The sequence below is a fragment of the Streptomyces niger genome, from assembly GCF_000718305.1.
Classification (GTDB): domain Bacteria; phylum Actinomycetota; class Actinomycetes; order Streptomycetales; family Streptomycetaceae; genus Streptomyces; species Streptomyces niger.
Genome location: NZ_JOFQ01000016.1, coordinates 51166 through 69306 on the forward strand (window position 1 = coordinate 51166; position 18141 = coordinate 69306).

The window sequence follows — 18141 nt, forward strand, 5'->3', positions numbered from 1 at the left end:
ACATGACTGAGCGTCAGAAGGATCGTCCGTGGCTGATGCGGACGTACGCCGGGCACTCCACCGCCGAGGCGTCCAACGAGCTGTACCGGCGTAACCTCGCCAAGGGCCAGACCGGCCTGTCGGTCGCGTTCGACCTCCCGACGCAGACCGGTTACGACCCCGACCACGTGCTCGCCCGCGGCGAGGTCGGGCGGGTCGGGGTCCCGGTCTCCCACCTCGGCGACATGCGCCGGCTGTTCCAGGACATCCCCCTGGAGCAGATGAACACCTCGATGACCATCAACGCGACCGCCATGTGGCTGCTGGCGCTGTACGAGGTGGTCGCCGAGGAGCAGGGCGCGGACATCTCCAAGCTGTCCGGGACCACGCAGAACGACATCGTGAAGGAGTACCTGTCGCGGGGCACGCACGTGTTCCCGCCCGGGCCCTCCCTGCGGCTGACCACCGACATGATCACGTACACGGTGGCGCACATCCCGAAGTGGAACCCGATCAACATCTGCAGCTACCACCTGCAGGAGGCCGGGGCCACGCCGGTGCAGGAGGTCGCGTACGCGATGTCCACCGCCATCGCGGTGCTGGACGCCGTGCGGGACTCCGGGCAGGTGCCGGCGGAGAAGTTCGGCGACGTCGTCGCGCGGATCTCCTTCTTCGTCAACGCGGGCGTCCGGTTCGTCGAGGAGATGTGCAAGATGCGCGCCTTCGGCCGCATCTGGGACAAGATCACGCGTGAGCGGTACGGCGTGGAGAACCCCAAGCAGCGCCGCTTCCGCTACGGCGTCCAGGTCAACTCGCTCGGCCTCACCGAGGCGCAGCCCGAGAACAACGTCCAGCGCATCGTCCTGGAAATGCTGGCCGTCACGCTCTCCAAGGACGCCCGCGCCCGCGCCGTGCAACTGCCCGCCTGGAACGAGGCGCTGGGCCTGCCCCGCCCCTGGGACCAGCAGTGGTCGCTCCGTATCCAGCAGGTCCTCGCGCACGAGAGCGATCTGCTGGAGTACGAGGACATCTTCGCCGGGTCGCACGTCATCGAGGCGAAGGTGGATGCGCTGGTCGAGGAGGCGCTGGCCGAGATCGACCGGATCCAGGAGATGGGCGGCGCGATGGCCGCCGTCGAGTCCGGCTACCTGAAGTCGCAGCTGGTCGCCTCGCACGCGGAGCGGCGCGGCCGGATCGAGGCCGGCGAGGAGAAGATCGTCGGCGTCAACTGCTACGAGTCCACCGAGCCCAACCCGCTCACCGCCGACCTGGACACCGCCATCATGACGGTGGACCCGGAGAACGAGGCGCGGGTCGTGCAGGCGCTGCACGAGTGGCGGGACTCCCGGGACGAGCACCGGGCGCAGGAGGCCCTGTCCGCGCTGAAGAAGGCGGCGGCCGGGGACACCAACCTCTTCGCCGCCACGCTGGAGTGCGCCAGGGCCGGTGTGACGACCGGGGAGTGGGCCTGGGCCCTCCGGGACGTCTTCGGCGAGTTCCGGGCCCCCACGGGCGTCTCCAGCGCCCCGCTGGCGGTCCCCGCCGAGGCGGGCAGCCCCCTCGCGGCCGTCCGCGAGAAGGTGGCCCGTACCGCCGAGGAGCTGGGCAGCGGCAAGCTGCGCCTGCTGGTCGGAAAGCCGGGCCTGGACGGGCACAGCAACGGCGCCGAGCAGATCGCCGTACGGGCCCGCGACGCCGGCTTCGAAGTGGTCTACCAGGGCATCCGGCTGACCCCCGAGCAGATCGTCTCCGCGGCCGTCGCGGAGGACGTGCACTGCGTCGGCCTGTCCATCCTCTCCGGCTCGCACGCCGAGCTGGTGCCGGACGTGCTCGCCCGGCTCCGCCGCACCGGCGTGGACGACATCCCCGTCATCGTCGGCGGCATCATCCCCTCGGCCGACGCGGCAGCGCTGCGCGAGGCCGGTGTCGCCGCCGTCTTCACCCCGAAGGACTTCGGTATCACGGAGATCATCGGCCGTATCGTCGACGAGATCCGTACCGCGAACAAGCTCGACCCCCTGGAGGTCCCCGCATGACTGCCCCTGTGAACCGTCTGCGTCCGCGCCGCTCCTGCCTCGCGGTCCCGGGCAGCAACCCGCGCTTCCTGGAGAAGGCCCAGGGCCTCGCCGCCGACCAGGTCTTCCTGGACCTGGAGGACGCCTGCGCGCCGCTCGCCAAGCCGGAGGCCCGGCACACCATCGTGAAGTTCCTCAACGAGGGCGACTGGACGGGCAAGACGCGCGTCGTGCGGGTCAACGACTGGACGACCGAGTGGACGTACCGCGACGTCGTGACCGTCGTCGAGGGCGCGGGCCAGAACCTCGACTGCATCATGCTGCCGAAGGTGCAGAGCGCCGACCAGGTCGTCGCCCTCGACCTCCTGCTCACGCAGATCGAGAAGACGATGGGCTTCGAGGTCGGCCGGATCGGCATCGAGGCGCAGATCGAGAACGCCCAGGGCCTGAACAACGTCAACGAGATCGCGGCGGCCTCGCCCCGCACCGAGACGATCATCTTCGGCCCGGCCGACTTCATGGCCTCCATCAACATGAAGTCGCTGGTCGTCGGCGAGCAGCCGCCCGGCTACCCGGCGGACGCCTACCACTTCATCCTGATGAAGATCCTGATGGCGGCCCGCGCCAACGACCTCCAGGCGATCGACGGTCCCTACCTCCAGATCAAGAACGTGGACGGCTTCCGCGAGGTCGCCGGGCGCGCCGCGGCGCTGGGCTTCGACGGCAAGTGGGTGCTGCACCCGGGCCAGGTCGAGGCGGCCAACGAGGTCTTCTCGCCCTCGCAGGAGGACTACGACCACGCCGAGCTGATCCTCGACGCGTACGAGTACTGCACCTCCGAGGCGGGCGGCAAGAAGGGCTCCGCGATGCTCGGCGACGAGATGATCGACGAGGCCAGCCGCAAGATGGCGCTGGTCATCGCGGGCAAGGGCCGGGCCGCCGGCATGGAGCGCACCAGCAAGTTCGAAGCCCCGGAGGCGTGAGCGACATGCAGTTCGGCCGCACCTACGAAGAGTTCACCGTCGGCGACGTCTACAAGCACTGGCCCGGCAAGACGGTCACCGAGTACGACGACCACCTCTTCTGCCTGCTCACCATGAACCACCACCCGCTCCACATGGACAGCAATTACGCGGAGTCCACGACGGACTTCGGCAAGAACGTGGTGGTCGGCAACTACATCTACTCGCTCCTGCTCGGCATGTCCGTGCCGGACGTCTCCGGGAAGGCCATCGCCAACCTGGAGATCGAGTCGCTGAAGCACGTGGCGCCCACCTTCCACGGCGACACGATCTACGGCGAGACGACCGTGCTGGACAAGACGCCGTCGAAGTCGAAGAACGACCGCGGCATCGTCCACGTCGAGACCAAGGGCTACAAGCAGGACGGCACGCTCGTCTGCGTCTTCCGGCGCAAGGTGATGGTGCCGACCGCCACGTACATCAAGGAGCGCGGCGGCGAGCAGCCCGGCCGCCCCGAGCTGCAGGTCAAGGAGAAGTAGCCATGGCGCGTCTCGCACAGACCGAGGGGCTGACCGACATCCAGCGGGAAATCCTCTCCACCGTCCGCGATTTCGTGGACAAGGAGATCCTCCCGGTCGCCACCGAGCTGGAGCACAAGGACGAGTACCCGACGCAGATCGTCGAGGGCCTCAAGGAACTGGGCGTCTTCGGGCTGATGATCCCCGAGGAGTACGGCGGCCTCGGCGAGTCGCTGCTCACCTACGCGCTGACGGTCGAGGAGATCGCCCGCGGCTGGATGAGCGTCTCCGGCATCATCAACACCCATTTCATCGTCGCCTACATGCTCAAGCAGCACGGCACGCAGGAGCAGAAGGACCACTTCCTCCCCCGGATGGCGGCCGGCGAGATCCGGGGCGCCTTCTCGATGTCGGAGCCGGCGCTCGGCTCGGACGTCTCGGCCATCAGCTCCAAGGGCGTGCGGGACGGCGAGGAGTACGTTCTGAACGGCCAGAAGATGTGGCTCACCAACGGTGGTTCGTCGACGCTGGTGGCCGTGCTCTGCCGGACGGACGAGGGGCATCCGGAAGGCACGGCGCCGCACAAGTCGATGACGACCTTCCTCGTGGAGAAGGAGCCCGGCTTCGGCGAGGTGCGCCCCGGACTGACCATCCCGGGCAAGATCGAGAAGATGGGCTACAAGGGCGTCGACACGACCGAGCTCATCATGCAGGACCTCCGGATCCCGGCGAACCGGGTGCTCGGCGGCGAGACCGGACGTGGTTTCTATCACATGATGGACGGCGTCGAGGTCGGCCGGGTGAACGTCGCCGCGCGTGGCTGCGGCGTCGCGCAGCGTGCGTTCGAACTGGGCGTGGACTACGCGCAGCAGCGCCACACCTTCGGTAAGCCGATCGCAAAGCATCAGGCCATCCAGTTCAAATTGGCCGAAATGGCGACAAAGGTCGAGGCGGCCCATGCAATGATGGTCAACGCCGCTCGCAAGAAGGACTCGGGTCAGCGGAACGACCTGGAAGCGGGCATGGCGAAGTACCTCGCCTCCGAGTACTGCAAGGAGGTCGTGGAGGACGCCTTCCGCATCCACGGCGGTTACGGCTTCTCCAAGGAATATGAAATCGAACGCCTGTACCGCGAGGCGCCCATGCTGCTCATCGGTGAAGGTACCGCTGAGATCCAGAAAATGATCATTGGGCGCCGGCTACTGGAGGAGTACCGAATCCAGGGCTGAATGTCCGTTTCGGGGTGTTTTCTTCGAGAAGAAGATCACACCCCGTCACGGGACTTCGGCCACGGATTGGCGTTGGCTCTTGGCCAGTTGCCGCTCGCAACCGATAGCATCCCCGGAAAGCCGCGCGTCCCCCATTCCTACGCGGCATCCTCCGCTACGAAGGTCATCCATGCCCCACAGCCAATCCTCTGCTCACCGTGGTCGCGTCCGCCTCGCGCGCGGAGCGTCGCCGTGGCTCCTGCCGACCGTCGCGACGGCAGCGGTCAGCCTGGCCCGCTCCCGGCGCTCGGGACGCTGGGCCGCCGTAGCCGTGCCCACCACCGCTCTGGCGGCGGGCATGCTGTGGTTCTTCCGCGACCCCGAGCGCGACATCGCCCAGGGCCGCGTCATCTCCCCGGCCGACGGCGTGGTGCAGAGCATCATGCCGTGGAAGGACGGGCGCACCCGCGTCGCGATCTTCATGAGCCCGCTGAACGTCCACGTGAACCGCGCGCCGCTGGCCGGCACGGTCACGTCCGTCGAGCACATCCCCGGCGGCTTCGTTCCGGCGTTCAACAAGGAGAGCGAGAACAACGAGCGGGTCGTCTGGCACTTCGACACCGAGCTCGGTGACGTGGAGATGGTGCAGATCGCCGGTGCGGTGGCCCGCCGCATCGTTCCTTACGTCCCGCAGGGCACCAAGGTCGAGCAGGGTGAGCGCATCGGTCTGATCCGCTTCGGCTCGCGCGTGGACGTGTACCTGCCCGAGGGCGTCGAGGCCGCGGTCGAGGTCGGCCAGGCCACCACAGCGGGGGTGACTCGTCTTGACCGTGATTGATCCCGATACCCAGGCGGGCTGGGTGGCCGAGGAAGAGGAAGACGATGACATGCCGCTGTCGACGCGGCTGTCGATAGCGGACACGCTCACCCTCGGCAACGCGATCTGCGGCTTCATGGCCGTCTACTTCACGACCACCGGCGTCCTGATCCCGCACCTCACGGGCACGGACGACGGCGGCATGGCGCGGCACAGCGCCGCCATGGTCGTGATCCTGATGCTGCTCGCCTCGGTCTTCGATCTGTTCGACGGACTGGTCGCGCGCAAGCTGCGGGCCTCGGCGATGGGGGCCGAGCTCGACAACCTCTCCGACCTGATCAGCTTCGGCCTGGCGCCCGCGTACTTCGTCGTGACCTGGGGCATGGTCGCCCAGGACGCGAACCAGCGGGTCTCGGTGGTCGCGGCGGTGGTGGTGCTGCTGGCGGTGATCCTCCGCCTCGCCCGCTTCTCGTGCGTGACGGTGCCGAACGGGATGTTCCAGGGCATGCCGAGCCCGTTCGGCGCGCTGACGGTCGTGGCGATCGTGCTGCTGGAGCTGCCGTTCCTGCCGACGCTCCTCGCCATCATCGGCGTGGCGTGGCTGATGGTCAGCCGGGTGGAGTACCCGAAGCCGCGCGGGCGCCTCGCGGTCGCGATGCTCTCGTGGATCGTGCTGAGCATGGGCATGCTCGCGGCGTGGGCGCTGGACGCGCCGGCCGGCCAGCTGCTGCTGCAGACCGGCTGCGCGCTGCAGGTCGTGACGGCGGCGATGATCCCGCTCTTCGCGACGGCGCGCCGGGTGAACACCTTCCGCGACAACCGCCGCGAGGCGAGGGCAGCGCAGCTGCCGTAGTTCCGGCGGCGGACGGCCGACGTGCGGAGGCCCGGTACGAACCTTGGGGTTCGTACCGGGCCTCCGGCGTTGGGGGGGGCGGCCGCGTAGCGGCGCCCAGGGGCGCGGGGAACTGCGCGCCCAGCCCACTCGCTCCCGCACGGGGCCACCGGCCTCACGGGGCTGGTCCCGCCTGCGGCCCACTGCGGCGCCGCTGTGCTTGCTCGCGCAGTTCCCCGCGCCCCTGACGGGGCTAGGCCAAGAAGTCCCGCGCGAGGGACTCCGCCGCCTGTTCCAGAAGCGGGCCCGCCTGGGCCATGGAGCGGGCCGGGTCCGGCTCCAGCGCGGAGAGGGGGTACGCGCGGGCGATACCCGCCTGGAGGAGCGCCGAGGGCGGAAGGGCGAGGCGGCCGCAGACCGCGACGACGGTCAGGCCCCGGGCGCGCGCGGCAGCGGCGACGCCCGCCGGTGCCTTGCCGTGCAGCGTCTGCTCGTCCAGCGAGCCCTCGCCGGTGATGACGAACGTGGCCCGCTCCAGCGCCGGCCCGAAGCCGAGCACGTCGAGCATGACGTCGATGCCGGGCCGGAACTCCGCGCCGAGCCCGACCAGCGCGCCGTACCCGATGCCGCCCGCGGCCCCCGCGCCGGGCGCCACCGCGTACTCGGCGGCCTTCGGACCCACCGCCGCCTCCAGCACCTTCGCGTAGTGCGCCAGCGCCGCGTCCAGCGTGGCGACGTCCGCCTCGGTCGCGCCCTTCTGCGGGCCGTAGACGGCGGGCGCGCCCTTCGGGCCGGTCAGCGGGTTGTCCACGTCGCTGGCGAGCACGATCTCGGTGGTGGCCAGGCGCGGGTCGAGCCCGCTGAGGTCGGCGGTGGCGAGGCCGGCGAGCGGGCCGCCGCCCGGCGCCACCGGCTCCCCCGCCCGGTCCAGGAAGCGCGCGCCGAGCGCGGCGAGCATGCCGGCGCCGCCGTCGTTCGTGGCGCTGCCGCCGACGCCGAAGACGACGCTGCGGGCGCCCGCGTCCAGCGCGGCCAGCAGCAGCTCTCCGGTGCCGTACGTGGTGGCCGTGAGCGGCGCGAAGACGCCCTCGGGGAGGTGCTGGAGGCCGGACGCCTCGGCCATCTCCACCACCGCGGTCCCGTCCTCGTGCAGCGCGAACGTGGCCGTGACGGGTGTGCCGGTCGGCCCGGTGACCCGCACCTCGTGCCGGGCGAAGCCGGCCGCCAGCGCCGCCGCGACCGTGCCGTCGCCGCCGTCGGCGACCGGGACGGCGGCCACGGACAGCTCCGGTACGGCGCGCCGCAGACCGGCCGTGACGTGCTCGGCGACCTGGACGGCCGTCAGCGAGCCCTTGAACTTGTCCGCGGCGATCAGCACGTGTGCTGCCGGCTTCCCTGTCGTTGCTGCGTCCACGTCCGCCACTCTGACTCCCCTTGCCGTCGAACTGCCGTCGCGCCGCTGAGACCCTATCCGCCGGGGGACGGGGAGAACAGGGACGTCGATGGAGTTTTCCACGAAGCGGATTTGTTTTTCCACTCCTCCTACGGTCGTACGGTACCCCGCACGCGCCTGCCGCGTCCCGGTTCGGCGCGTTCGGGTCCGCGCACACCCCCGCGGACTTCGGTACACCTGGAGACATGACTGAAGGCAGGACGCCGTCGCACCCGGCGCACAGCAGTGCCTCCCCCACCGCTTCGCGACCCGGGCTCGCCGACCGGATCCACGGCGGCTGGCTCGGCCGGATCGCCGGGAACATGCTCGGCAAGCCCGTCGAGCAGGGCGACCGCTGGACCCGCGAGCGCATCGACCACTACCTGCGCCGCGCCGATGCGCTGCCGCTCACCGATTACCTGCCCCCGCCGCCGAGCGCCGAGGACGCGGCGGAGCTGCGCCCGGAGTGGCGCCAGTGCGTACGCGGCGGGATCGACGGCAGCTGCCGGGACGACGACATCGACTACTCGGTGCTGGTCCTGGAGCTGCTGGAGACCCACGGCACCGACTTCACCACCGAACAGCTCGGCACCCTCTGGCTGCGCCGGCTGCCGTACCTGCAGACCTTCACCGCCGAGCGCGCCGCGTACCGCAATCTCGCCGCCGGCATCCGGCCCCCGCTGGCCGCCACCACCGACAACCCGTACCAGGAGTGGATCGGCGCGCTGATCAGGGCGGACGTGTACGGCTGGGTGTCACCGGGGCAGCCGCGCCGGGCGGCCGCGCTGGCCCGCAGGGACGCGGTCCTCTCGCACACCGGCAACGGCGTGTACGGCGCGATGTGGGCGGCCGCGCTGATCGCCGCGGCGTTCGAGGCCGGCGGCCCGCGCGAGGCCGTGGAGGCGGCGCTCGCCCGCATCCCCGCGGGCAGCCGGCTGTCCCGCGCGGTCCGGCACACCGCGGCGCTGTACGACGCGGGGGCCGGCTGGGCCGACACGCTCACCGAGATGGCGCGCGAGGTCGGCCACCTGCACTGGATCCACGTCGTCCCGAACGCCGCCGTGCTCACCGCCGGACTGCTCTACGGCGAGGGCGACTTCACCTCGACAGTCGCGCTGACCGTACGCGGCGGCCTGGACACCGACTCCAACGGCGCGACGGCCGGCTCGGTGGCGGGCGTGCTGTGCGGTGCAGCCGCGATCCCGCCGCAGTGGACCGAACCGCTCCACGACCGCCTGCGCACGGCCGTCTTCGGCTTCGACGGCGTACGGATCAGCGAACTGGCCGAGCGGACGTACCGGCTGGCGGTCGGCAGCCCGGACAGCCCCACCGGTCCAGTTGGTATGGAGAATTCCTGAACATGCCTGAACATGCCTGAACGTGCCTGAACGTGTCTGCCGCCTGAACGCCCGTGCCCCGTGCGGCGGATGAGGTTAGGCTCGCGGGCGTGACCTCGGATTACGCCGCTTACATCGCAAGCCTGCCCCGGGTGCTCGCGGGCGCCGGCACCGTCTTCCGCGACGCCGCCGGGCGCGTCCTGCTCGTCGAGCCCAACTACAAGGACACCTGGATCCTGCCCGGCGGGACGGTGGAGTCCGACCAGGGCGAGTCGCCACGGCAGGCGGCCCGCCGGGAGACCGCCGAGGAGATCGGCCTGGACATCGAGCCGGGCCGGCTGCTGGCCGTGGACTGGGTGCGCGGCCCGGCGCGACCGCCGCTGGTGTCGTACCTCTTCGACGGCGGTGTCCTGGACGAGGCGCAGCTCGCCGCGATCCGTCTCCAGGAGGAGGAGCTGCTCTCCTGGAGACTGGTGAACCCGGCAGAGCTGGGCGGTTATGTGGACGGCCCGATGGCGCTGCGGCTGGGCGCCGCGCTGGGCGCGCTGGCGGACGGCCGCGGTCCGGCCGAACTGGAGGACGGCGTACCGCCGCAGCACTCGGCCTAGACCGCGACCGCACGGCCGCCGGGTCACACGGCCGCCGCGCCCCGCTCGAAGTCCAGCAGGTGGCGCTTGCGGTCCAGGCCGCCGCCGTAACCGGTCAGGCTGCCGCTCGCGCCGACGACGCGGTGGCAGGGCACGATGATGCCGATCGGGTTCCTGCCGTTGGCCAGTCCGACGGCGCGGGCCGCCGACGGCTTGCCGAGCCGGTCGGCCAGTGCGCCGTACGAGACGGTCGCGCCGTACGGGATCTCGCGCAGCGCCGCCCAGACGCGCTGCTGGAACGGCGTGCCGTCGAGGCGGAGCGGCAGGTCGAAGACGGTCAGCTCGCCGGCGAAGTAGGCCCGGAGCTGTGCGATCGCGGTGGCGAAGGGCTCGGTACCGGGTTTCTCCGGGTGCCCGAAGGACTCCTGCGGCGGCCGGTGCCGCTGGTCGGTCATGTACAGGCCGGTGAGCGCGCCGCCGCGGGCGACCAGGGTGAGCGGCCCCACCGGTGTGCCGGTCACGACGGTATGCGTGGCCACGGACGTGGAGCCTGTGCGCGCGGCGGTGGTGCTGGCTGTGCTGCCGATGGCGGTAGTGCTGCCGATGGCTGTGGTGCTGCTGGCTGTGCTGCTGACAGACATGGTGCTTCCCTCAGTCGGCGGGGAGGTGGTTGATCGGGTGGTCGTCGGTGGCCCAGAGGTACTGGACCGCGTAGGCACGCCAGGGGCGCCAGGCGGCGGCCCGGGCGAGCAGGGCGGCCGGCGTGCCGGGCAGCCCCAGGCCCTGCGCGGCGCGCCGCACGCCGAGGTCGGTGGCGGTGAACGCGTCGGGGTCGCCGAGCGCCCGCATCGCGATGCACTCGACGGTCCACGGGCCGAAGCCGGGCAGCGCGGCGAGCGCTGCACGGGCCCGTTCGCGGTCGCCGCCGGGCCCGAGTTGCAGGTCGCCCGCGGCCAGCGCGGCGATCAGGCCGGTGAGCGTGGCACGCCGGGTACGGGGCATCGCGAGCGTCTCCGGGTCGAGCCCGGCCAGCGCGTCCACGCTCGGGAAGAGGTGGGTGAGCCCGCCCTCGGGGTCGTCGATCCGCTCCCCGTGCGCCGCGGCCAGCCGCCCCGCGTGCGTACGCGCCGCCGCGGTGGAGACCTGCTGCCCGATCACCGCCCGTACGGCGAACTCGTCGGCGTCCACGGTGCGCGGCACCCGCCGTCCGGGCGCCTTCGCGACGAGCGGCGCCAGTACCGGGTCCTCGGCCAGCAGCGCGTCCACCGCCTCGGGGTCGGCGTCCAGGTCGAGCAGCCGCCGGCAGCGCGCGATGGCGCCCGCGAGGTCCCGCAGGTCGGTCAGGGACAGCCGGCACTCCACGTGCTCCGGGCGCGGGGTGAGCGCCACGATGCCGTGCCCGTACGGGAGACGCAGGGTGCGACGGTACGCGCCGTCCCGCCACTCCTCCACGCCGGGGACGGCGGTGGCGGCGAGGTGCCCGAAGAGGTTGTCCGGACACAGCGGCTTACGGAAGGGGAGGCGGAGGGCGAGCGTGGTGGGTGCCGGGGAGCCCGGCGCGGCCGCCTGCGGGCCCGGAACGGCGGCCGGGTGCGCGGGCCGCACCCGCTGTCGCAGCTCGCTCGGCGACAGCGCGAAGACCTCCCGCACGGTGTCGTTGAACGATCGAATACTGGCGAACCCCGCGGCGAAGGCAACCTCCGCCATCGGCAGCGCGCTGGTCTCGATGAGCAGCCGGGCGGTCTGGGCGCGCTGGGCCCGCGCGAGGGCGAGTGGTCCGGCCCCCAGCTCGGCCAGCAGTTGGCGTTCGACCTGGCGCGGGCTGTACCCGAGGCGCGCGGCCAGCCCCGGTACCCCGTCCCGGTCCACGACCCCGTCGCCGATGAGGCGCATGGCCCGCGCGACCAGGTCGGCGCGCTCGTCCCACTGCGGGGAGCCGGGCGCGGCGTCCGGCCGGCACCGCTTGCACGCCCGGAACCCGGCCTGCTGCGCGGCCGCGGCGCTGGGGTAGAAGCGCATGTTCGCGGGCTTGGGCGGGACCACCGGGCAGCTGGGCCGGCAGTAGATCTTCGTCGTGGTGACGGCGGTGAAGAACCACCCGTCGAAACGGGCGTCCTTGGACTGCACGGCGCGTACGCACCGCTCGGTGTCGGTGTGCATGCTCCAAGGATTCCGCAGGCGGCAACGGGTGGCTGGCGAGAATCCGACATGGACGTGGGGCGCCGGGTCACCTTCCCAGCGCCGCCGCGAAGGCCTGCTCCCCCCGGACGTCGAACACGACGAACCGCACCTCGTCGAACGGGCCCGTACCGGCGGCGAGCGCCTCCCGTACCGTCCGGACCGCGATCCGCGCCCCGTCCTCCAGCGGCCAGCCGTACACGCCCGTCGAGATCGCGGGGAAGGCCACCGTCCGCGCGCCCAGTCCGGCCGCCACCCCCAGCGACTCCCGGTAGCAGGAGGCGAGCAGCGCCGACCGGTCCTCCTCCCGCGAGTACACGGGCCCGACCGTGTGCACCACCCACCGGGCCGGCAACTCCCCCGCGGTGGTGGCCACGGCCTGCCCGGTCGGCAGCCCCCGCCCGTACCGGGAGGCCCGCAGCGCCCGGCACTCCTCCAGAATGCGCGGCCCGCCGCGCCGGTGGATCGCCCCGTCCACTCCCCCGCCGCCCAGCAGCGAGGAGTTGGCGGCGTTCACGACGACGTCGACGTCCTGCTGAGTGATGTCCCCCAGCACGAGCGTCAGCCCGCCCTCGCCGTACGTGTCCTCGGCTTTGCTCATGAAGGCATCATGACGCAGCGGACAAGCCTCCGGCAGGACACGGGGCACCCCCGCCGGTTGCGGGACGCCGTCAGCGCCGGGTCTCGCGGATGCGGCGCCAGGCTGCGCGGGCGGCGTTGTGGCCGCACATGCCGTGGACGCCGCCGCCGGGTGGGGTGGCCGAGGAGCAGAGGAAGACGGCGGGGTGGGAGGTGGCGTACGGGATGCGGCGGGGCTTGGGGCGGAGCAGGGTCTGGAGGCCGGAGAAGGAGCCGACGCCGATGTCGCCGCCGACGTAGTTGGCGTTGCGTGCGGCCAGTTCGGGCGGGCCGGCGGTCGCGCGGGCCAGGACGAGGTCGCGGAAGCCCGGGGCGAAGCGTTCCAGCTGGGCTTCGACGGCGTCGGTGAGGTTGCCCGTCCAGCCGTTGGGGGCGTGGCCGTACGCCCAGAAGGTGTGCTTGCCCTCGGGGGCGCGGCTCGGGTCGGTCAGGGTCGGCTGCGAGGTGATCAGGAAGGGGCGCTCGGGGGCGCGGCCCTGGTGGACGTCGCGGAGCGCCCGGCCGATGTCGGCGGCGGTCGGGCCGACATGGACCGTGCCGGCGCGGCGGGCCGCCTCCGAGGTCCAGGGGACGGGGCCTGACAGGGCGTAGTCGATCTTGAAGGCGGAGGGGCCGTAGCGGTACCGGCTGAAGGCATTTCCGAGCCCCGCGATGCGGGCCAGCGCCGTGGGCGAGGTGTCGAAGATGTACGCGCGGGCGGGCGGCAGGTCGTCCAGCCGCTTGACCTCGTAGTCGGTGTGGATCTCGCCGCCCTGGTCCCGGAGGTACCCGGCCAGCGCGTCGGGGATGGCCTGCGAACCGCCGCGCGCGATGGGCCAGCCGTAGGCGTGCGCGGCCAGCACGAAGGTCAGGGCGATGGCGCCGGTGGCGATCCCGGAGAGCGGGTGGATGACGTGGGCCGCGCAGCCGGCGAGGACGGCGCGCGCCTTCTCGTCCCGGAAGCGGCTGTTGAGCACGGTCACCGGGGGGACGCCGGCCAGCCCGAAGCGGGCCAGGGTGACCGGGTCGCGGGGGAAGCCCTCCAGGACGCCGCGCATCATGTCCCGCGCGAGCGTGTCCCACTTGCCGCGGAACGGTTCGACCAGACGGCGGTACGTGCCGGCGTCGCGGACGCCGAGGGACCGCGCGGTCTCGCCCACGGAGCGGGCCAGCACCGCGGCGCTGCCGTCCGGGAAGGGGTGGGCCATGGGCAGCTCGGGGTGCAGCCACTCCAGGCCGTACCGCTCCAGGGGGAGGGCGCGGAAGGCGGGCGAGCCGATCCCGGTCGGGTGCACGGCCGAGCACGGGTCGTGCCGGAAGCCCGGGAGGGTCAGCTCCTCCGTACGGGCGCCGCCTCCGATGGTGTCCCGGGCCTCGAAGACCTCGACGGACATGCCCCGGCGGGCCAGTTCGACCGCCGCGGTCAGGCCGTTCGGTCCGGCCCCGATCACCACGGCATCGAGCATCGTCGGCACCTGCGCCACTCCCCTCGTATCGACCCTCGCCGTCGAGGATCAGCCGGCGGCCGCCAGCAGATCGAGGATACGCCGGGCGGTGGCCTCGTCCCGCGCCGCGGTGAACGGCAGGGTGTTGCCGCCGGATATCCGGAACGGCGCGCCGGAGAGGGTGGCGCTGCTGCCGCCCGCTTCGTGGACGAGCAGCAGGCCGGCCGCGTGGTCCCAGGGGTTCTCCCACGTGAAGGCGATGGCCTCCAGGGTGCCGCGGGCGATGGCGAGGTACTCCAGGCCCGCCGAGCCGCAGGGGCGCGGCGCGATGCCCTCACAGGCCAGGCCGGACAGCGCCTTCTTCTCGGCGACGGTGGTGAAGTCGAAGTGCGACATGGCGACTTCGAGGGTCTTGCCTTCGTGCGGCGAACCGGCGCGCAGCCGGCGGCCGTTCAGCGAGGCACCGGCGCCGCGGACCGCGACGGCCATCTCGTCCAGCGCGGGCGCGTACGTCCAGGAGGCCAGCAGCTCACCGCGGTGCGCGAGCGCGACCAGGGTCGCGAAGCCGGGGTCACCGTGCACGAACTGCCGGGTGCCGTCGACCGGGTCGACGATCCACACCGGCGCGTCGCCCTGCAGCGCCTCCAGCACCGCGGGATCGGCGTGCACCGCCTCCTCGCCCACCACGGCCGAGCCGGGGAGCAGCGCCTTCAGGGCGGCCGTGAGGTGCTCCTCGGCGCGCCGGTCGGCGATGGTGACCAGGTCGTGCGGGCCGTTCTTCTCGACCACCTCATGGGCGGCGAGCTGCCGGAAGCGGGGCAGGACCTCCGCCGCCGCGGCCTCGCGGACGGCCTTCTCGACGGCGTCGAGGTCGACCGCGGCGAGGACCGCCTCGGCCGCCGTGGTGGCGGTCGCGCCGGCCGTCCCGGCCGCCGTCATGTCCTTACCGTCCGCCCTGTCCGTCCTGTCATCGTTGTTTGCAGGAATCGCAGGAATTGCTTCGATCATGTCTCCATGGAAACACGGGGCACCGACACGACAGCTGGAATGCAGGTGAACCCCGGGTGAAGCGGGCCGGGCGGGGCGGGCGGGTCGACCGGGCCGACCGGGACCGCCCCGCCCCTGGGCTCAGCGCCCGACCGCGTACCCCTGCATGCCGCGCGGGTTCGCGCCGGCGGAGAGCACGCCGGTCTCCGGGTCCCGGGCGACCGCGCAGAGGCGCCCCTCGGACCAGGCGTCACCCACGGTCACGTCGTGACCACGGGCCCGCAGCCCCTCGACGACCTCGCCACCGATCCGGGACTCCACGGTCACGCTGCCCGGCCGCATGGCGCGCGGGAAGAACGACCCCGGGAAGGAGTCGGTGTGCCAGTTCGGCGCGTCGATGGCGCCCTGGAGGTCGAGCCCGCCGCGTACGGGGGCGCGCTCCACGACGGCCAGGAAGAAGTGCAGCTGCCACTGGTCCTGCTGGTCGCCGCCGGGCGTACCGAAGGCCATGACCGGCACCCCGTCGCGCAGCGCGAGGGACGGCGTGAGGGTGGTGCGGGGGCGGCGGCCCGGGGTGAGGGAGTTCGGCAGCCCCTCCTCCAGCCAGGCCATCTGCAGGCGCGTGCCGAGCGGGAAGCCGAGGCCCGGGATCACCGGGTTGGACTGGAGCCAGCCGCCGGAGGGCGTCGCCGAGACCATGTTGCCCCAGCGGTCGACGACGTCGATGTGGCAGGTGTCGCCCCGGGTGGCCCCGGTGCGGTCCACCTCGGGGGCGACGGCGGGCGGCGCCGCGGCCTCCTGCACGGCGGCCTTCTGTGCCGCGTCGCCCGGGCTCTTGGCCACCGTGGGCTCACCCGCACCGCTGCCCGAGACGCCCAGCGCGTCGAAGCCCGCCTCTCCGGAGGCCACCGCCGCCGCGTGCTTGCTGAGGCGCGGGGTGCGGCCCCCGGGGCGGCCGGGACGCAGCTCGTAGGAGGCGGTGGAGGCGATCAGCGCCCGCCGCTCGGCGTTGTACTCCGGGGAGAGCAGCGTCTCCACCGGTACGTCCGCCGCGCCGGCACCGTCCGCGTCGCCGTACCAGGCCTCGCGATCGGCCATGGCCAGCTTGGTGCCCTCCACGAGGGTGTGGACGTACTCGGCACTCCCGTAGGCGGGCAGTTCCTCGGGCAGCAGCGCGAGCTGCTGGAGGAAGGCCGGGCCCTGGGACCAGGCGCCCGCCTTGGCCACGGTCCAGCCGTTGCGCTCGTACGTCACGGGCGCCTCGTAGGTGGCCCGGAAGGCGGCCAGGTCGTCGCCGGTCAGGGTGCCCGCGTGCCGCTCGCCGGAGGTGTCCATGGCCGGGCGCGCGGCGAACGCCGCCATCGCCTCGCCGATGAAGCCCTCGCGCCAGATCCGGCGGGCCGCGTCGATCTGCGCCTCCCGCCCGGACCCCGCGGCCTCGGCCTCGCGGACCAGTCGCTCCCAGGTGTCGGCGAGCGGCTGGTTGCGCAGGAGCCCGCCGGGGGCCACGGAGCGGCCGCCGGGCAGGTACACCTCGGCCGAGGTCGTCCACTCGTTCTCGAAGAGCTCGCGGACGGTCTCCACGGTCTCGCCGACGCGTTCGACGGCCGGGTGGCCGTGGCGCGCGTACCCGATGGCGTACGACAGGACCTCGGCGAGCGTCTTCGTGCCGTGGTCGCGGAGCAGCACCATCCAGGCGTCGAACGCGCCCGGTACGGCGGCGGCGAGCGGGCCCGTACCGGGGACGAGGTCGAGGCCGAAGGAGGTGTAGTGCGCGACGGTGGCGCCGGCCGGGGCCGGGCCCTGGCCGCACAGCACCCGCACGGGTCCGTCGGCCGGGGCCAGGATGATCGGGACCTCGCCGGCCGGGCCGTTCAGGTGGGGCTCGACGACGTGCAGCACGAAGCCGGCGGCGACCGCGGCGTCGTAGGCGTTGCCGCCGCCCTCCAGTACCGCCATGGCGGACTGGGACGCCAGCCAGTGCGTGGTGGAGGCCATCCCGAAGGTGCCGTTGAGGGTGGGGCGGGTGGTGAACACTGGGCTCCCTTGCGGTCGCGGTTGTACGGATGGTGCGGGTGGCGCTGTGGCGCGCCGGAGTCGCCCTACGGGCTCGTCCTCGATCTCCCCCGGCTACCGCTGGGAGGTGCCCCCGGACGGGCTCGAATGTTCCGGGCTGGGTCCCTCACCCGACAAGCGGGAATCGGGATGTGCCAGATGGCACGCCACTCTCCTGCCCTGCGGCAGCTCCCGTAGCGCCGGGGGTTCCGTGCGGCAGCGGTCCACCGCCACCGGGCAGCGGGTGTGGAAGTGGCAGCCCGGGGGCGGGGCGAGGGGGCTGGGGAGGTCGCCGCTGAGGACGATGCGTTCGCGGGTGCGCTGGAGGGCGGGGTCCGGCACCGGGGCGGCGGAGAGGAGCGCCTGCGTGTACGGGTGCAGGGGCTCGGCGAAGAGGCGGGCCGTCGGGGCCTCCTCGACGATGCGGCCCAGGTACATCACGGCGATGCGGTCCGCCAGGAACTCCACGGCGGCCAGGTCGTGGGTGATGAACAGGCAGCCGAAGCCGCGGTCCCGCTGGAGGTCGGCGAGGAGGTTGAGGACCGAGGCCTGGACCGAGACGTCCAGCGCGGAGGTCGGCTCGTCGGCGATCAGCAGGTCCGGGCCCACGGAGAGCGCGCGGGCGAGGGAGATGCGCTGGCGCTGCCCCCCGGAGAGCTCGTGCGGGTGCCGGTCGGCGTGTTCGGGGCGCAGCCCGACCTGGCCGAGGAGTTCCTCGACCCGGGCCCGCAGGCCGGACCTGGGCACCAGGCGGTGCAGCCGCAGCGGCTCGGCGACGATCTGCCCGATGGTCATGCGCGGGTCGAGCGAGGAGGACGGGTCCTGGAAGACCAGGTGCATGTCGGTGCGGAGCGGGCGCAGGGCGCGGCGTGAGAGGTGCGTGATGTCGGTGCCCTTGAGGGCGACGCTGCCGCCGGTCGGCTCGTCCAGGCGGACCACGCAGCGTCCGACGGTGGACTTGCCGCTGCCCGACTCGCCCACCAGGCCGAGGACTTCGCCCCGCCCGATGGTCAGGCTGACGCCGTCCACGGCCCGTACGGTGCCGCCGGAGGCGGGGAAGTGGCGTTCCAGGTCGCGTACTTCGAGTACGGGGACGGCGTCCCCTTCGTGTGCGGAGCCCTCGCGCGGGGCCGGCGCCTCGCGTACGGCACTCATCTGACGGCCTCCTCAT

16 protein-coding genes are annotated in these 18141 nt (G+C 72.7%); 8 read left to right on the plus strand and 8 right to left on the minus strand.

The genetic code is table 11. The features are described 5' to 3' along the window. Positions 1–2 precede the first annotated feature (2 nt). The 6 genes from IF20_RS27185 to pssA all read left to right on the plus strand — a co-directional run bounded on the left by IF20_RS27185 (position 3) and on the right by pssA (position 6352). Positions 3–2015 (plus strand): protein meaA, encoded by a 2013-nt coding sequence (locus IF20_RS27185; protein ID WP_052867992.1) that lies wholly within the window; start codon positions 3–5, stop codon positions 2013–2015. Next, on the plus strand, positions 2012–2977 hold the full coding sequence (locus tag IF20_RS27190; protein ID WP_052867993.1) for an HpcH/HpaI aldolase/citrate lyase family protein: 966 nt from the start codon (positions 2012–2014) through the stop codon (positions 2975–2977). The genes IF20_RS27185 and IF20_RS27190 overlap by 4 nt, the downstream gene beginning before the upstream one ends. A 5-nt stretch (positions 2978–2982) precedes the next feature. Next, a complete protein-coding gene (locus tag IF20_RS27195; protein ID WP_052868040.1) occupies positions 2983–3495 on the plus strand; it encodes a MaoC family dehydratase in 513 nt (170 codons plus the stop codon). 2 nt (positions 3496–3497) lie between these two features. Then, entirely contained in the window at positions 3498–4703 is a 1206-nt protein-coding gene (locus IF20_RS27200; RefSeq protein ID WP_052867994.1) for an acyl-CoA dehydrogenase family protein, read from the plus strand. Between the two features lie 169 nt (positions 4704–4872). Then, positions 4873–5520, plus strand: coding sequence for a phosphatidylserine decarboxylase (locus IF20_RS27205; RefSeq protein WP_030612964.1), 648 nt, complete (start codon positions 4873–4875; stop codon positions 5518–5520). Further along, complete coding sequence (gene pssA, locus IF20_RS27210; RefSeq protein WP_199896757.1) at positions 5507–6352, plus strand: CDP-diacylglycerol--serine O-phosphatidyltransferase; 846 nt, start codon at positions 5507–5509, stop codon at positions 6350–6352. The genes IF20_RS27205 and pssA overlap by 14 nt, the downstream gene beginning before the upstream one ends. 232 nt (positions 6353–6584) lie before the next feature. Here the strand turns inward: pssA and IF20_RS27215 are convergent, their stop codons facing one another. Beyond that, positions 6585–7709 carry a glycerate kinase gene (locus IF20_RS27215; RefSeq protein WP_052867995.1) on the minus strand — a complete coding sequence of 375 codons (1125 nt, stop codon included), beginning with the start codon at positions 7707–7709 and terminating at the stop codon, positions 6585–6587. 260 nt (positions 7710–7969) lie between these two features. Here IF20_RS27215 and IF20_RS27220 point away from each other — a divergent pair, with 260 nt between their 5' ends. Both IF20_RS27220 and IF20_RS27225 read left to right on the plus strand, forming a co-directional pair. Beyond that, positions 7970–9121 carry an ADP-ribosylglycohydrolase family protein gene (locus tag IF20_RS27220; protein ID WP_110944593.1) on the plus strand — a complete coding sequence of 384 codons (1152 nt, stop codon included), beginning with the start codon at positions 7970–7972 and terminating at the stop codon, positions 9119–9121. Between the two features lie 89 nt (positions 9122–9210). Further along, positions 9211–9708 carry an NUDIX domain-containing protein gene (locus IF20_RS27225; RefSeq protein ID WP_052867996.1) on the plus strand — a complete coding sequence of 166 codons (498 nt, stop codon included), beginning with the start codon at positions 9211–9213 and terminating at the stop codon, positions 9706–9708. Positions 9709–9731: 23 nt separating this feature from the next. Here the strand turns inward: IF20_RS27225 and IF20_RS27230 are convergent, their stop codons facing one another. From IF20_RS27230 to IF20_RS27260, 7 genes are all read right to left on the minus strand, one after another. After that, entirely contained in the window at positions 9732–10226 is a 495-nt protein-coding gene (locus tag IF20_RS27230) for a methylated-DNA--[protein]-cysteine S-methyltransferase (RefSeq protein ID WP_052868043.1), read from the minus strand. A 112-nt stretch (positions 10227–10338) separates the two neighbouring features. Beyond that, the gene (locus IF20_RS27235; protein WP_052867997.1) at positions 10339–11847 is read right to left on the minus strand and encodes an AlkA N-terminal domain-containing protein; all 1509 of its coding nucleotides are present in this window, start codon (positions 11845–11847) and stop codon (positions 10339–10341) included. A gap of 67 nt (positions 11848–11914) precedes the next feature. After that, entirely contained in the window at positions 11915–12466 is a 552-nt protein-coding gene (locus tag IF20_RS27240) for an O-acetyl-ADP-ribose deacetylase (protein WP_052867998.1), read from the minus strand. Between the two features lie 70 nt (positions 12467–12536). Further along, on the minus strand, positions 12537–13949 hold the full coding sequence (locus IF20_RS27245) for a phytoene desaturase family protein (protein WP_052868044.1): 1413 nt from the start codon (positions 13947–13949) through the stop codon (positions 12537–12539). A gap of 48 nt (positions 13950–13997) precedes the next feature. After that, positions 13998–14867 carry an inositol monophosphatase family protein gene (locus IF20_RS27250; protein WP_052867999.1) on the minus strand — a complete coding sequence of 290 codons (870 nt, stop codon included), beginning with the start codon at positions 14865–14867 and terminating at the stop codon, positions 13998–14000. Positions 14868–15056: 189 nt separating this feature from the next. Beyond that, positions 15057–16952, minus strand: a complete 1896-nt coding sequence (locus tag IF20_RS27255; RefSeq protein ID WP_052868000.1) for a gamma-glutamyltransferase family protein — start codon at positions 16950–16952, stop codon at positions 15057–15059. 93 nt (positions 16953–17045) lie between these two features. After that, a complete protein-coding gene (locus IF20_RS27260; protein WP_110944594.1) occupies positions 17046–18125 on the minus strand; it encodes an ABC transporter ATP-binding protein in 1080 nt (359 codons plus the stop codon). Positions 18126–18141 lie beyond the last annotated feature (16 nt).